General features: G+C 35.8%; 14 protein-coding genes and 1 other annotated feature. Of the genes, 6 read left to right on the top strand and 8 right to left on the bottom strand.

Translation table 11 applies throughout. The features are described 5' to 3' along the window. Nucleotides 1-131 precede the first annotated feature (131 nt). Nucleotides 132-1,034, top strand: a complete 903-nt coding sequence (locus tag AC1Q8L_RS21520) for an EamA family transporter (RefSeq protein ID WP_000357148.1) — start codon at nucleotides 132-134, stop codon at nucleotides 1,032-1,034. 67 nt (nucleotides 1,035-1,101) lie between these two features. Continuing rightward, on the top strand, nucleotides 1,102-1,356 hold the full coding sequence (locus AC1Q8L_RS21515) for a hypothetical protein (RefSeq protein WP_000154123.1): 255 nt from the start codon (nucleotides 1,102-1,104) through the stop codon (nucleotides 1,354-1,356). Between the two features lie 41 nt (nucleotides 1,357-1,397). On the opposite strand, the gene metG is transcribed toward AC1Q8L_RS21515, so the two are convergent. Then, nucleotides 1,398-3,032 carry a methionine--tRNA ligase gene (metG, locus tag AC1Q8L_RS21510; protein ID WP_000021585.1) on the bottom strand — a complete coding sequence of 545 codons (1,635 nt, stop codon included), beginning with the start codon at nucleotides 3,030-3,032 and terminating at the stop codon, nucleotides 1,398-1,400. Nucleotides 3,033-3,082: 50 nt separating this feature from the next. Continuing rightward, nucleotides 3,083-3,353: a binding site (T-box leader), on the bottom strand. A gap of 114 nt (nucleotides 3,354-3,467) precedes the next feature. Here metG and AC1Q8L_RS21505 point away from each other — a divergent pair. From AC1Q8L_RS21505 to AC1Q8L_RS21490, 4 genes are all read left to right on the top strand, one after another. After that, nucleotides 3,468-4,286: a class I SAM-dependent methyltransferase gene (locus AC1Q8L_RS21505; protein ID WP_098311955.1), complete on the top strand. Its 819-nt coding sequence runs from the start codon at nucleotides 3,468-3,470 to the stop codon at nucleotides 4,284-4,286. A gap of 414 nt (nucleotides 4,287-4,700) precedes the next feature. After that, nucleotides 4,701-6,395, top strand: a complete 1,695-nt coding sequence (locus AC1Q8L_RS21500; RefSeq protein ID WP_492339487.1) for a methyl-accepting chemotaxis protein — start codon at nucleotides 4,701-4,703, stop codon at nucleotides 6,393-6,395. 213 nt (nucleotides 6,396-6,608) lie between these two features. Then, nucleotides 6,609-8,300: a methyl-accepting chemotaxis protein gene (locus AC1Q8L_RS21495; RefSeq protein ID WP_098311956.1), complete on the top strand. Its 1,692-nt coding sequence runs from the start codon at nucleotides 6,609-6,611 to the stop codon at nucleotides 8,298-8,300. Nucleotides 8,301-8,420: 120 nt separating this feature from the next. Next, nucleotides 8,421-8,738, top strand: a complete 318-nt coding sequence (locus tag AC1Q8L_RS21490) for a metal-sulfur cluster assembly factor (protein ID WP_000076418.1) — start codon at nucleotides 8,421-8,423, stop codon at nucleotides 8,736-8,738. A 48-nt stretch (nucleotides 8,739-8,786) separates the two neighbouring features. Here the strand turns inward: AC1Q8L_RS21490 and nprB are convergent, their stop codons facing one another. The 7 genes from nprB to AC1Q8L_RS21455 all read right to left on the bottom strand — a co-directional run bounded on the left by nprB (nucleotide 8,787) and on the right by AC1Q8L_RS21455 (nucleotide 14,803). Next, on the bottom strand, nucleotides 8,787-10,436 hold the full coding sequence (gene nprB, locus AC1Q8L_RS21485; RefSeq protein WP_000745120.1) for a neutral protease NprB: 1,650 nt from the start codon (nucleotides 10,434-10,436) through the stop codon (nucleotides 8,787-8,789). Nucleotides 10,437-10,591: 155 nt separating this feature from the next. Then, a complete protein-coding gene (locus AC1Q8L_RS21480) occupies nucleotides 10,592-11,287 on the bottom strand; it encodes a pirin family protein (RefSeq protein ID WP_000488934.1) in 696 nt (231 codons plus the stop codon). Nucleotides 11,288-11,338: 51 nt separating this feature from the next. Beyond that, nucleotides 11,339-11,749, bottom strand: a complete 411-nt coding sequence (locus AC1Q8L_RS21475) for a MarR family winged helix-turn-helix transcriptional regulator (RefSeq protein WP_000845480.1) — start codon at nucleotides 11,747-11,749, stop codon at nucleotides 11,339-11,341. A gap of 111 nt (nucleotides 11,750-11,860) precedes the next feature. Next, nucleotides 11,861-12,295: a DUF3920 family protein gene (locus AC1Q8L_RS21470; protein WP_000422785.1), complete on the bottom strand. Its 435-nt coding sequence runs from the start codon at nucleotides 12,293-12,295 to the stop codon at nucleotides 11,861-11,863. A gap of 136 nt (nucleotides 12,296-12,431) precedes the next feature. Then, entirely contained in the window at nucleotides 12,432-13,025 is a 594-nt protein-coding gene (uptA, locus tag AC1Q8L_RS21465; protein ID WP_000900217.1) for an undecaprenyl phosphate transporter UptA, read from the bottom strand. Nucleotides 13,026-13,104: 79 nt separating this feature from the next. Next, nucleotides 13,105-14,304 carry a cation:proton antiporter gene (locus tag AC1Q8L_RS21460; RefSeq protein ID WP_000380223.1) on the bottom strand — a complete coding sequence of 400 codons (1,200 nt, stop codon included), beginning with the start codon at nucleotides 14,302-14,304 and terminating at the stop codon, nucleotides 13,105-13,107. Nucleotides 14,305-14,308: 4 nt separating this feature from the next. Beyond that, nucleotides 14,309-14,803, bottom strand: a complete 495-nt coding sequence (locus AC1Q8L_RS21455; protein ID WP_001026075.1) for a cation:proton antiporter regulatory subunit — start codon at nucleotides 14,801-14,803, stop codon at nucleotides 14,309-14,311. Between the last annotated feature and the right edge of the window lie 344 nt (nucleotides 14,804-15,147).

Below are 15,147 nucleotides of genomic sequence, written 5' to 3'. Positions count from 1 at the left end.
AATTACATACCCCAAACTCATACTTCATGTGTGAGTGGCGGAATTTTGTAGAGTGTCTTACTCTGTTTCGTTCGCCCGTTATCCTTATTTGGATAGCGGGCGTTTTTTATTACTTAAAAGGAGGATTTTTTATGGATAAGTTTAAATATTCATTGCTCGTTTTATTCGGTGCTTGCAGCTACGGCATACTTTCAACTATTTTCAAACTCGGATTCATAAATGGATTTTCAGCACATCAACTATTAGGGGGACAATATGTCTTCGGATGGATTGGACTATTTCTACTCGTTCTTTTCTTTTCACGTCATAAAGTAACAAAAAAACAATTCTTTTCATTACTAACCGTCGGAACAACAATGAGTATGACTGGGATTTTCTACGCTATTTCTGTAGAAGAACTACCCGCATCTATCGCTGTCGTCCTACTGTTTCAGTTCACTTGGATTGGTGTCATTATCGAAGCGATTGCAAATCGAACCTTTCCAAGCCGCGATAAGATCATATCTATCCTTATTTTATTTGCTGGTACATTGTTTGCAGGTGGTGTATTTGAAGGCCTCGGACAAAGTTTTTCTACGAAAGGGATTATCTTTGGACTATTAGCTGCAGTCTCTTTTTCATTCTATGTTTTTGCAAGCGGACGCGTTGCTACAGATGTTCCCCCTTATACGAAAAGCTTTCTCATGACAACAAGTGCGACTCTTATCGTATGTCTATTCTTCCCACCAACCTTTTTAACAGATGGTGCCCTCCAAGCCGGTCTATGGAAATATGCTTTCTTCCTCGGATTATTCGGCGTTGTTGTACCTGTCATTTGTTTTTCAATCGGTGTACCAAAGGTTGGAACAGGACTCGGTACAATATTAGGTGCAGCTGAATTACCAACTGCTATTATCGCTTCTATTACACTTGTACATGAAGTCGTAACATTCATGCAGTGGATTGGTATTATTTTTATATTGGTTGGGATTTTCACTCCTCAGCTGCTTACGGCTAGGAAAGAAAGGAAACACAATCGCGTGCATAGCGCTTGAAAAAATACAGAATTTATATAAAAGATATAACTGCAATTAAAATAAGTAAATTTATCTGGAGGTATAAATGACTATTTTAAGCATCATATTTTTTGCTATTATGTGTATCTTCTTCCTAATAAGATATATGAAAGAAAAGAAATTTTACGATTTACTTCTCATTCCCGTTTGTATATATGCAGGAGCAGTGAAAACTCCTTTCGTAGAGTACTTAAACTTTAATACTACATTTAAAATAACGTATGATATTGCAGCTATTATTCTTGTAATCCTTGCCGTACTTTTCTTTTTGAAAGATAAGAAAGAGAATCATACTGCATAACAAAAGACCTTTCATTTACTTGAAAGGTCTTTTTCTATATTTCACTTTACCGCTCCATATAGCTTCCCTACCTCATGCTCAATTTGTTTTACATCGATTCGCTCAAATAGTGGCTGCACGCTATCAATTCTACTTGGCAACGTATTTTGCGGTTCCCAATTTCGTTTAATAATCGACAATGTGCTTCTAACTCTTTCACTTGAAAATGGTAAAAACGGTTCAAGGAGATTTGCAAAATTAGCGATAAGATACACACAGTTATAAATCGTTTCTTCACACGAAACTGGATCATCTTCTCTTTGTTTCCAAGGCTGCTTTTCATCAAAATATTTATTTGCAAAACGTACTGCATCAAATATTGTCTCTAACGCCACCTTAAATTTAGTTTGCTCAATCGCCTCTCCTACATTTTTATATAATCCTTCTACTTTATCTTTCAGCTCTATATCAATAGTCCCCTTTGGTACAGTGCCATCATAATATTTTTCAATAAACTTTAATGTGCGGTTCACGAAGTTTCCATATGCTCCTAACAATTCACTATTATGACTGTAAATAAATTCACGCCATGAAAAATCAGTGTCACGATTTTCTGGTGCATTTACTGTTAAGAAGTAACGGATAGAATCTGGATCATAGCGTTCTAATATGTCAGGCACCCATACTGCCCAGTTTTTACTTGTAGATAATTTTCTTTTTTCAACTGTTAAATATTCATTCGAAACGATATGACGCGGGATTGCTTCTTCCCCTATTCCAAGTAATACCGCTGGCCAAATGACGGAGTGAAATGGAATATTATCCTTGCCGTGTACATAATATGTTTGCGCATCGCTATTCCAAAACTCTTGATCATCTTTTCCTGTTTCTTCAGCCCAATGTTTACTCGCTGAATAATATCCTGCCACTGCTTCAATCCATACGTAAATTTTTTTATCTTCATACCCTTTCACTGGAATTGATACCCCGATTGGTAAATCTCTTGATACAGCCCTATCTTGTAACCCTTCCTTTACATATCTTTCCGTTAATTGAATTGCATTATCACGCCATGTTCCTTTTTCTTTTGCGATTTCTACAACTTTTTTAATTTGCTCCTGAAATGTATGCAATGCAAAATAGAAATGCTCTGTTTCCTCTACAGATGGCGTACTACCACATAACTTACATTTCTTTTCTAACAAATCAAGAGGATCTAAAATAGCAGAACAAGCATCGCATTGATCTCCTCTTGCTGCTTCATGGCAATATGGACATATTCCTTCTACATAACGATCCGGTAAAAACTGCGTACACGTTTCACAATACGCTTGTTCCACTGTTTTTTTATAAATATAGCCTTCTTCTAATAAACGTAAAAAAACTTTTTGAACAGTTTCATGATGATGCTCGCTATCGGTACGTGTATAGCAATCATACGTAAAACCGAGATCACGAAAACATCGCTGAAATTCTTCATGATACTTATTAGCAATTTCTTTTGCTGTCACACCTTCTTGTTTTGCTCTAATTGCAATCGGTGTTCCATTGCAGTCACTCCCTGAAACATACAGCACATTCTCACCTTTTGCCCTGTAATAACGCGCTAAAATATCTCCAGGTAATAAACTCGCAATATGGCCAAGGTGTAACGAACCATTTGCATACGGCCAAGCGCCTCCAATAAAAATACTCATCTTATATTCCTCCTTTAAAATATAAAAAGCCCCGCCCCTATCTTAAAAAAGATAAGGGCGGGGCTGTATAAACAGTCGCGGTACCACCTTATTTCGCCAATCACTCACATAATTAGCCTTAACAAGTACGGAGCTCTATGCTCTTATACTGTGGTTTTGATAACGAGTACCAACTCTCGTCGCCGCCTACTATTATCATTTGATAAGTTCAGGACGAAGCTCAAAGGCCATTGTTCAAATGAATATTCTTGCTTCTTCTCAGCTACCGAAGCTCTCTGGAAAGAATGTGTTCATCCTACTTTTCCTTTTCAACGCTTTTACGTATAACAAGTATTTTACGACTTAATCACAGAAAAATCAAACTTTTATCCAGAACGAAAAGGAAATCCCATCCTCCCGCCGAATACCTATACGTTCACAAAAGGAGTGATAACATTGAACCAAAAACAACTAAGCACTATAAATGAAAAAAGCTGGAATACAGCTGCTTATGAAGCTTGGACGAATCGCCACGGGGCACCGGAGAATTATGCGAAAAAAATCATGGAAGATCCCACACGCGAAGTAGCACATTATTTACCTTACATACAATCTCCAAAAGGAAAATGTATTATTAATTTACTCGGCTCAAAAGGAAATAAAGCTGTTGCTCTCGCCCTTTTAGGCTCTGACGTAACAGTTGTTGATATTTCAGCAAGTAATGCAAAATATGCAAATGAACTTGCTGCCGCCGCAGACGTCTCTATTCATTACATCGTTTCTGATGTACTAGATGTAAATCTCTCCGAATCATTTGATATCGTATTACTGGAGCTTGGTGTACTTCATTACTTTCTAGATTTAAAACCACTTTTCAAAAAAATTTCTCAACTACTAAAGCCAGGTGGGATACTTATCCTTCGCGATTACCATCCAATATACACAAAGCTATTAGGAGTAGACCATCCATCATTTCGAGCAAGTGGAAATTATTTCGATGAAGAATTAATTGAAGATGATGTTGCTTATAGCATCCTTCTTACAGAAGCACAGAAAGAATCGCTACCTAAAACAGCCATCCGTCGCTGGACGCTAGGAGAAATCATTACAACACTTGCGGAAGAACGTTTTAAAATTGAAAAACTAGTTGAAGAACATGGATCTCATCAAAGATGGGTCTTCCCTTCTACTGCACCAGAAGGAATCGAAGAACGTATCCCTGGTCTATATACAATAATTGCGACAGCATGCAAAAAAGGATCCCTTCACGGATAGGATCCTTTTTGCATGCTCACGCATATAAGTTGAGGTTGGAGATTACCATAATTCTGTAGAATAGGACACAAGATATTTCAACATTTCGTCTCTGACTTACGTCGTCAAAAAGGGGTATGACCAACATAACGAAGAGTAATGTTTTTAGTTGATACTGATAATCGTTATCAACTAATTAGAAGTATACATGATGTCATTTCAAATTTCAATAGCATTTCTAATATTTATTTATGAATTTTATGATATGCAAATGTATACATTTTAAGAACTTTTTCTAATACCAATCTGACTCCTTCCATTATCTGCTATAATTTTTATTGAACAGATTAATAACTTCATAATAATGTTTTTATTAATTTCGTTTTAAATATCTATAAATCATAATAAACAGTTTAAATGAGGGTAGGGGTAACGATGAAATATGTTAGTATTCGAAAAAAACTACTGTTCACACTCTTAAGCATTTCTTCTTTATTTAGCATTGCTCTTATTGTTATTCTTTCATTCGCCATGAATCAAGCAAGTGAAATCGAAACGTTAAAAAATGATGTATCGAAAAGAGCGACGATTTTAAAAGAACGTGGCGATTGGTTCCAAGGACAAGTTGCTGGTTTACAAGAATATTTGCTATCACATGATCAAAAAGGATTAGATAAGTTCAACCGAGAAGGGAAAAAATTAGCTGATACTAGAGAGAAAGTAACAAGTGACAAAAAGCTCCCAGAAGGAATGAAAGAAGCCATTTTAATGGGAGGAAAATGGCGTAGCGTCATAGATAATGAGGTACTCCCTCTTGCGCGTGAAGGAAAATGGGACGAAGCATCTAGAATTGCTTTAGCACAAACAGATTATGTAAATGATCTTTTAGGTCGTTTTAATAAATATACAAATGAAGAAAATGAGAAACGTGACGCATTAATTGCTGATGTCGAGTCTTCTTCATCACTTATTCAATATATTATTTTCTTCTCACTCATTACATGTACATTAACGTCTATTTTATTAGCATGGTGGTTCTCTGGTAAACTCGTTAAACCAATTCGACAAATTGATGAGAAGTTAAAAGAATTAGCTTCTCAAGATGGAGATTTAACGGCTAGATTACACGTAACGAGTAAAGATGAAATTGGTGACATTGCAAATTCCTTTAATCAAATGCTCACTAACTTACAGCATATAATAAAACAAGTTCAACAAACATCAACAAGTGTAAAAGAAGCTTCCGAAAATGTATTTATTGAAACAACCGCTTCTATGGAAAATACCGCAAGGACCCAAGAAACTATGAATGCTCTTGAACACAATATTCGTTCACAAGTTTCTAGCATTGAAGAAAGTTCAACCGCAATGGATGACATGGCAACGAGTGTTCAGCGTATCGCTGAGTCTGCCTCTTCTGTTACTAGTTTAGCTGCCACAACTTCAGAAAAAGCAGATAATGGGAATAAAGTCATTGAGAAATCTATTACACAAATGCATACAATTAACGAAGCCGTTAACGCTACATCACAAGTAGTTGAGCGACTCATTACACATACAAATCATATCGATACTGCACTTCAATCTATTTCGAATATCGCCGAACAAACAAATTTACTTGCTTTAAATGCTTCTATTGAAGCAGCTCGTGCTGGTGAACACGGAAAAGGATTCGCTGTTGTTGCCGATGAAGTTAGAAAACTTGCTGAACAATCTCAACTAGCCGCAACTGACATTAACCATTTACTGCATCAAATTCAAACTGATACAAAAATAGCAAATGACATGATGACACAAGGTCAAGCAGAGGCTTCTGAAGGAATTACGGTTATTCGTACCGCTGGATCTTCATTCTCAGAAATTGTTAACCACATTAACAAAGTCTCTACGCAAATGCAAGAAATGTCTGCAACTGCTGAAGAGATGGCTGCAAGCTCTGAAGAAATGAACGCAGCTTTAAATAATATCGCTTCTATTTCAAACGAAGTTGCTGCAGAAACATCACAAACAGCACATTCGGCTGGTGATCAAGTAAACAAAATGAGTATCGTGGCTAACAAATCATCTGAAATGAAAACAATCGTACAAGAACTTGAAGTTCTCGTTTCTCATTTCAAAACAAACGCTTAAAGTGAAAATGACACAAGCTCAAAGGTATAAGAAAGAAAGTTTTACAGTCTCTCTTTTTTCACTTTAAAATATCTCTTTCTATCTCTCATTCCGTCTGCTATAATTCCTAAAGGAAATAAGAAAGCTTTATTCCAACTGGAGTAAAGCTTTCTTTCAATTTTTTACATTAATTAATTCTAATACTAAGATTTCACAAAGGAGGCTTTTTATCATATGAATTTTGTAAGTATCAGAAAAAAACTTATGTTCATGATGGGAACGATTTGCGCTTTATTTGGTATCGCCTTAGCTTTTATTTTATTTTTTGCTATCGACCAATCTCGTAAAGCTGAAACATTACAAAAAGAAATTTCTCCACTGGCAACAGAATTGAAAGAACGTGGAGACGCTTATCAAGTACAGCTCTCTGCTTTAAGAGGTTATTTACTACAACATGATCAAGTCGAATTAGACAAGTTTAATGAGATGAGTAAACGTCTTGAGGATTCAAAAGATAAACTTCTTTCTAATCCAAATGCTTCTTCGTCCGTAAAAAGCACAATGGAATTAGGGTCTACTTGGAGAAAGTTCGTTGAAGAAAAAGTATTCACTCTTGCAAAAGAACAAAAATGGGAAGAAGCTTTACAAGTAGCTTCTTCAGAGAACGGAACTGTCTATAAGGTAATTGGTGACTTCACAAATTACAGTAATGAACAAGCTAAATTACGTGAACAATCTATTGAAAAAATTGACCAATCTGCACTCTTAATCGAATATGTTATTTTCTTATCACTTGTTATTTGTATTGTCGCTGCAATTATTCTTGCATGGTGGTTCTCTGGTAAACTTGTGAAACCAATTCAACAAATTGACACGAAGCTAAAAGAATTAGCCTCTCAAGAAGGTGACTTAACGGCACGTCTACAAGTAAATAGCAACGATGAAATCGGTGCTATCGCAACATCATTTAATAAAATGTTAGAAAACCTACAACATATCATTAATCGTGTTCAAAAAACATCAGTGGAAGTACAAACTGCTTCTGAAAATATGCTAGAAAAAACGAATACATCACGTGAGGCGACAGTAAGAGTCCAAAGCTCGATGTCTAACTTAAATGCAAGTATTCAATCACAAACTTCTAGTATGGAAGAAAGTTCAACTGCAATGGACGATATGGCAGTAAGTGTTCAGCGTATTGCTGAATCTGCTTCATCTGTAGCGGAACTTGCTGTTGCCACATCTGAACATGCTAGCGATGGAAGTACCGTTATCCAAAAATCTGTTTCACAAATGACAACGATACACGAAGCTGTAAATGCTACGTCAGAAGTGGTTGAACGTCTAATCACTCATACGAAATATATTGATACTGCTGTACAATCTATTTCTAATATTGCTGAGCAAACAAACTTACTTGCTTTAAATGCTTCTATTGAGGCAGCTCGTGCTGGCGAGCAAGGAAAAGGATTTGCTGTCGTAGCTGACGAAGTTCGAAAACTTGCTGAACAATCTAAAACAGCTGCAACAGACATTAATCAATTACTACATCAAATTCAAAATGATACAGAAACTGCTAGCTCTATGATGTCTCAAGGCCGTTCTGAAGCATTTGAAGGCATTAATGTTATTCGTGAAGCTGGTACTTCTTTCTCAACAATTGTAGAACAAGTAAATAAAGTATCTACTCAAATGCAAGATATATCAGCAACTGCTGAAGAGATGGCTGCAAGTGCTGAAGAAATGAACGCTTCACTTAATAACATCGCTTCTATCTCGACTGAAGTATCCAGCGAAACCGCCGCAACGGCACAATCTGCTGAACAGAAAGTTATCGTTATGAATGAAATGACAGTAACTGCTGGAAAAATGAAACAAACAGTTGAAGAGTTAGATCAACTCGTATCTCATTTTAAAACAGAATAAATTTTCAAAAAAATATCCCTCTTTCAAAGAGGGATATTTTTTTGAGCTCATTTCCTGCACATTATGCTCATTTCCGTTATAATGAGAATCGATATCATTAAAATGTAGGAGGGGCTGCTTATGTCACAAGAAGCATTTGAAAATAAATTATTTGCCAATTTAGAAGCTGTTATTGACCCTGAACTAGGTGTTGATATCGTTAATCTTGGATTAGTGTATGATGTTACAGCAGATGAAAATAATAATGCTGTCATTACGATGACTATGACTTCTATCGGTTGTCCAATGGCTGGGCAAATCGTATCAGACGTTAAAAAAGTATTATCAACGAACGTACCTGAAGTTAATGAAATAGAAGTAAATGTCGTTTGGAATCCACCGTGGTCGAAAGAACGTATGTCACGTATGGCGAAAATCGCATTAGGCATTCGCGACTAGCGGGATAAAGAAAAAAACCTGACACTCTAGTCAGGTTTTTTTCTCTTATTATTTTACGCCTACTGCATCATAAGCTTTCGTTACAGCTTGTACAGCTTTAGAGTTTTTACCATATAAATCTTCAGCTGACTGAAGTGCAGCTTGACGCATCATTTTGAAGTCAGAGTTTGCAGTTAAATATTTCGTAAGCGCACGGTAGTAAATTTTTTCTGTCGCTTCACGGCCCACTCCAGTTACTTTCACGCCGTAATGATCTCCGCCTTCAGATACTAAATAAGCAGCTTTATTATTAATACTACTGTTAATATGAACGCCGCCATTATCAGCTGTTCCAGTATAACGTTTACTATAGTGATCTGGGTAACCTTCACTTGGTTTTAATGGGTTTGGAATAGACGCTGGATCTTTTAATGAACGAAGTGCATCGCCTGGTTTATCAGGTGTATAAATGTCAGCACCTAAATCCCAGCTCTTCTTCTCAACCATAACACCCATAATGTCAGATAACGATTCATTTAACGCCCCTGACTCATTTTTGTAAACAAGGTTTGCTGTATGTTCAGTTACAGCATGCGTTAATTCATGACCGATAACATCAAGTCCCGCAGATAATGGAATGAATGTTTTTCCATCGCCATCACCATACATCATTTGCACACCATTCCAAGCTGCGTTATTCCAGCTCTCCCCTACGTGAACAGTAGAAATAAGCTTCGCACCTTTATCATCGAAAGAGTTACGATTAAATGTCTTTTTGTAGTAATCATATACTTTTCCTGCATTTACATGCGCATCGACTGCAGCTTTATCCTCGAAGAACTTAGATTTACTTTCAACTTCTTCGCCTGTATATCCAAGCCATTGTGAGAATAAATTAAACAAGTTTTCATCCATATTTTCTGCATCAAATGTATGAACACCTTGTCCACGCTTACCATCAAATAAATTGAATGCTCCTGTTTTCTCATCTTGAGCAATTTCAAATGATTGTCTAGCACCTAATACTCCGTAGCCAAACCCTGTAACGTGATCTACAGCATTATATTTCTCAATAACTTTTCCATTTGTTGCATCAACAAAATAATGCCAATACCCTGGAGCTGGTTTTGAAATCGATGCCTTAACTAAGTATGCAAGGTAGTAATTACCGTCCTTTTCATATACAAATAAATCTTTTTTCACACCGTCATAACTCTTTACTTTACCAATTTCTTTCTCAATATCTGCCTTAGCAATTGTTTCTGCTTGTTCCGCAGTAATGCTTGCAGCTGCAGGAATATTTTTATCATCTAAATTCGGAATAACTTGTCCGAAGAATGCTTTTACATTATTCTCTTTATCAAGTGTAACAGTTTGATCAGAACCGTACACAGGAATGTTATTATGTTTCTCAACTAGCTTTACATGTGTCGTATCAGATTCAGCGTCTTTTTCTTCCCCAACGATATTAAAATGCTTTTCAATATTTCCTGCTAATTTAAACATATCTTTCTTACTCTCTAAGTATTGAAAGACCGTCTCTTTTTTATCTAGCCCTTCCGGTGCTTTCCATTCTTCACCTATGTATGCAGGTGTTTTAAATTCTTGATGATATTGAATTTTTTGTTCTTCCGCTTTCGTTGTCGTTGCCCCAAACGCTCCAAATCCCCCGGCGATAACAGTTAACGCTAATGCTGATGAAATGACTTGCTTTTTCACTATAACATTCCCCATTCCCATAAAGATTTTTGACACTTTTATAAAATTCTGATTTTTACAACCGATACCTCTACCAAAAAATTGAGAAACATTTTTCAGACAATTCCAATCAAAAAAGAGGACATCTATCGGATGTCCTCTTTTCTATAAACCTTTTATTGTTTTTTCAATTCAATTGCTAAATAGTGTGATTGCTCTTTCGCTTGAATGTGAATATCTTCTACCGCTTCTGCTGCATCACGCATAACAAGATTTTCACCATTGATTACACTGCTTCCTTCAATTTGTACAAGGTACAATTGACGGCCTTCTTTCACTGGAAAATGAATTTCTTTTCCAGCCTCTAATGATAAGGAGTATAAATTCGCATCTTGGTGAATTTGAATTGGTGCATTTCCTTCTACTGAAGATACCATATGGAACCATTCATTTTCGCGCTTGCTCCAATCAAATTTAAACTCACCATAGTTTGGTTTATGATCCGCACGGTCTGGTAAAATCCAAATTTGTAATAAACGCAGCGTTTCATTGCCTAAATTATGCTCGCTATGAAATACACCCGTGCCAGCACTCATATATTGAACATGTCCACGCTCAATCGTTCCGCGATTTCCCATGCTGTCTTCGTGTGTTAAAGCACCATCTACAACGTAAGAAATAATCTCCATATCACGGTGCGGATGCATATCAAAACCAGTTTGTGCCGCTACTAGATCATCATTAATAACACGTAACGCTCCGAAGTTCATGTTATTTGGGTTATAATAATTAGCAAAAGAGAAATGAAAATGTGTATTTAACCAGCCATGATTTGCTCTGCCCATATTTTTATGATCAACTTTTCTAAACATAGCCTTCACCTCATACTATCTCGAATTCGAGATTTATTTTAAAATTTTTTCTTACTGTAACTTTTTTAGTAGTGTTAATAATTGCTTTTGTTCCTCTATATTTAAATTATGAAACTTCTCTGCTTGGAACGTTTCTTGAGGTGGGACGATTTCCTCATATAAAGCTCTTCCCTTTTCTGTTAAAGAAATATATTTCGTAGTACCCTCTTGTTCACGCGAAATCCACTCAAGCTGCTCCATTTTATTTAAAAGCTGCGTTACATTTCCTTTCGTAACAAATAGCTTATTTCCAAGTTCTTGCTGCGTTAAACGATCATGTCCTCCAACTTGAGCTAACACATCAAACTGGGCGGCAGATACATTCCATTTCTTCAAATGCTGATTCGTCTCACGAATACTCTTATTATAAAAACGTGATAAACGAAACCATAATAGTAGCCCTAGTCTATCTTCTGTTTTCATTTCATCACCTCGCTCGTTTCATACCATTAGTTTAGAACTAAACTTTATAAAAGTCAAATACTTATTTTTAATAAGTAAAAAGAAAGCACAGCGCTATTTCTCCACTATGCTTTACATTAACTTTCTACTCTTATATTCATCCAATTTCCTCTCCGCGAACTTCCTCGCATCTTTTTCAATCCACCGCTCTTCGTACCGTTCACTTCCCACATACAATATATCTCTCTTATGCTGCATCGCATGGCGGAATTCATGCAGTAGCGTTCTGAGAACTTGCTCATACTCTTCCCATATACAAACGAAAATTAATTGCTTTTCTTTATGATAAAAACCACCTACTGGGAATAGGAACTCTTCTTCCTCTTCTCCTAATGATAGAAGCACATCGTTTGCATCACACGTATCACAAAAAATAACGGGCGTTTTACATACTTCAATAAGAGAAAACAAATCCTCTCTCAACTTTTTGACATCCCAAGGAAGCTCCGAATCCAACACATACCAATTCTCTACCTGTTGATATACATTTTCAAACTGGAGTTCCATTTCTCTTTATTCCCCTTTCCAAGCACCCTTTTTCTATATGTATGCCACAATATGGTAAATATTAAACGTATTCTTTCATCCTTGAAAAAATGCCAATAAAAAAGAATCTACGTCGACATAGATTCCTTTTCTGTAATCACTTTTTTTTCATTATTTTTTTTAATACAAAATAACTAATTGCACAAACAATAGCAGCAAGTGCAAAGTATTTCACATATGGCCCCGCAACTTTATTAATACTTTCCCACTCTGTTCCTAATTTAAAACCTAAATATACAAACACAATGGACCACGGAATAACAGCTAATGTAGTTAGCGTAATAAACTTAGCATGTGACATTTTCGCAATACCCGCTGGTATCGAAATAGCATGACGCACAACCGGAATAAAACGTGCGGTAAAGATAACGCCAGTTCCATAACGATTAAACCAATCTTCAGCATAATCAATATGTTTCTTCTGAATTAAAATATATTTTCCATATCGCTCAAGAACAGGTCTTCCTCCATATCGACCAATCCAATAAATGAATAGTTGTGCAATTACACCACCAATTGTACCGAACGCGACAGCGCCCCAAAATGTAATGCTTCCTGTTGATACTAAATAACCCGCATAAGACAATACGATTTCACTTGGAATAACCTCTAGCATTAATCCAAGCATAATTCCCCAATAACCAAGTCCTTCTAAAAAAACTAAAACCGAATGAATCAACTCTCCTAACATCATTTACCTCTCTTTACTGTTTTCATTACAAAAATAAAAGTACAAGCAGGAAATATCTTGTACTTTTATTTTTTTTAATTTAGTTAGTTTTCGTATCCCACTTAAAGATTTTATTTAAGAATTTATATACATTCTTCGACTCTTTTGTCAGAAGTGGGCCTAAAATGGATAGTATAAGCACGTATAGTGCTGAGAATGGTTTTAAGACTGACATTAAACCACCGGCGATACCGATATTAGCCATAATGATGGAGAACTCTCCTCTTGAAACGATTGTTAATCCGATATTTGTTGATGCTTTATGAGATAATCCAGCTTGTCTTCCTGCAATCATCCCTGCTACAAAGTTACCGATTATCGTAAGAAGGACAGCACCTAACGTTAACCATATCGCTCCGCCTAATGAGAATGGATCAATACTTAACCCGAAGCTGAAGAAGAAAATAGCTCCGAAAAAGTCTCTAAATGGAACAACAAGATGTTCAATTCGGTCACTATGCTCCGTCTCAGAGAAAACTAATCCTAGAAGAAGTGCTCCAATTGCTTCTGCAACGTGAATTGTTTCTGAAAAACCAGCAATGAAGAATAACGAAGCAAATACTACAATAATAAAGATTTCATCTGAGCTAATATTGAGCAATTTATTTAATAACGGCGTAGCCTTTCTAGCTACTATAAAGAATAGAAGCATATATCCTAAAGCAATTCCAATTGAAGTAAGGGCACCTAAGAAGGAAGCGTGATCCCCAAGTACTAAACCAGAAACAACTGATAAATATACAGCAAGGAATATATCTTCAAACATAATAATTCCTAAAATTAATTCGGTTTCATTATTACCAGTTCTTCTTAAGTCCACTAACACTTTAGCAACGATAGCGCTAGAAGAAATCGTAATAATACCCGCAATAATTAAGATTTCTAGTAATGGGAATCCCATTATAAATCCGTATAACAAACCAAGTGAAAAGTTAATTAAAATATAAATCGTTCCGCCAATCGCAATAGAGCGTCCAGATTTAATTAGTTTTTTCATTGAAAATTCTAATCCTAGATAGAATAGAAGGAATAGAACCCCAATTCGTCCAAGGAAGGAAATTACACTTGCACTTTCAATAAATTTGAGATCGATAACACCTATTGTCGGTGCATGCGGTCCTACTAACATTCCAAGAACGATTAGAAAAGGAATTACTGAGAATTTAAATTTCCCAGCAATTACTGCTGCAATTGCCACTAAAACTAAAGCTGTACCAACTTCAAAAATTAACGTATCCATATAATCAGTCCCCCCTATTTGAAAGTAATTCATTAATGATTTTTTTTATTTCTTCTCTCTCACCTGAAACTACAAGCATATCTCCTTCTTCAATTACTGTTTCTGGTCCTGGATTAAATAACTTCTTCATGTTCTTCTTCATAACTGCGATGATCGTTACGCTATATGTTTTTCTTATTTCAAGATCGCCAATTGTTTTTCCGATTGCTGGAGCTGTATTCTCCACTTTAAACCACTCAATCGCTAAACCTTCAAAAACCATCTCAACATTTTCTAACGCCCTAGGCTTATATACCATTCCACCTAATATTGCTGCGATTTGTCTTGCCTCTGAGTCACGTAGTGAAATACTTGAGATGCTTTCTTCATGGTCTGAATCAAAATGATACATTTCTCTACGTCCATCATCATGAATGACAATTACCATCTTTTCGTTACCTTTCGTAACGATTTGAAACTTATAACCAATACCCGGAAGTTCACTTTCTCTAATATTCATTTTTAGCTCCTCCATAACTTGTTTATTTTAATTTTCTGTTTTTCTGTCTTTTATTCATCCAATCAACTTTAGAAATTCTAACCACTCAGGATATTTGTGACTTGGAAATCTTTTATTGTAATAATAAGTGGACCCTAAAAAGATACTTAAAGATGTAATGATAAAAAATATATTACTTCTCATTTTCAAACTCTCAAGGCTTACTTTCAATAAAGAATCTTCTTTCAAATTATCCCCACTTTCCCGCTTTAAATTTAGTTTTTTAAAATGTAAATAATTCTAAAAATATTACGATGTAACATAATCATAACACAAAAATGATTTAAGTAACATAATTTTTTAGA

It is taken from the genome of Bacillus sp. GW823-FHT06A11 (assembly GCF_058795355.1).
The sequence above is the reverse complement of the archived record's forward strand: the minus strand, read 5'-3'. Positions and strand labels throughout refer to the sequence as shown.

Coding starts and splice junctions, on each gene's coding strand:
- AC1Q8L_RS21520 (WP_000357148.1), top strand. CDS start 132: ATGGATAAGTTTAAATATTCATTGCTCGTTTTATTCGGTGCTTGCAGC.
- AC1Q8L_RS21515 (WP_000154123.1), top strand. CDS start 1,102: ATGACTATTTTAAGCATCATATTTTTTGCTATTATGTGTATCTTCTTC.
- metG (WP_000021585.1), bottom strand. CDS start 3,032: ATGAGTATTTTTATTGGAGGCGCTTGGCCGTATGCAAATGGTTCGTTA.
- AC1Q8L_RS21500 (WP_492339487.1), top strand. CDS start 4,701: ATGAAATATGTTAGTATTCGAAAAAAACTACTGTTCACACTCTTAAGC.
- AC1Q8L_RS21495 (WP_098311956.1), top strand. CDS start 6,609: ATGAATTTTGTAAGTATCAGAAAAAAACTTATGTTCATGATGGGAACG.
- AC1Q8L_RS21490 (WP_000076418.1), top strand. CDS start 8,421: ATGTCACAAGAAGCATTTGAAAATAAATTATTTGCCAATTTAGAAGCT.
- AC1Q8L_RS21480 (WP_000488934.1), bottom strand. CDS start 11,287: ATGTTTAGAAAAGTTGATCATAAAAATATGGGCAGAGCAAATCATGGC.
- AC1Q8L_RS21475 (WP_000845480.1), bottom strand. CDS start 11,749: ATGAAAACAGAAGATAGACTAGGGCTACTATTATGGTTTCGTTTATCA.
- AC1Q8L_RS21470 (WP_000422785.1), bottom strand. CDS start 12,295: ATGGAACTCCAGTTTGAAAATGTATATCAACAGGTAGAGAATTGGTAT.
- uptA (WP_000900217.1), bottom strand. CDS start 13,025: ATGTTAGGAGAGTTGATTCATTCGGTTTTAGTTTTTTTAGAAGGACTT.
- AC1Q8L_RS21460 (WP_000380223.1), bottom strand. CDS start 14,304: ATGGATACGTTAATTTTTGAAGTTGGTACAGCTTTAGTTTTAGTGGCA.
- AC1Q8L_RS21455 (WP_001026075.1), bottom strand. CDS start 14,803: ATGAATATTAGAGAAAGTGAACTTCCGGGTATTGGTTATAAGTTTCAA.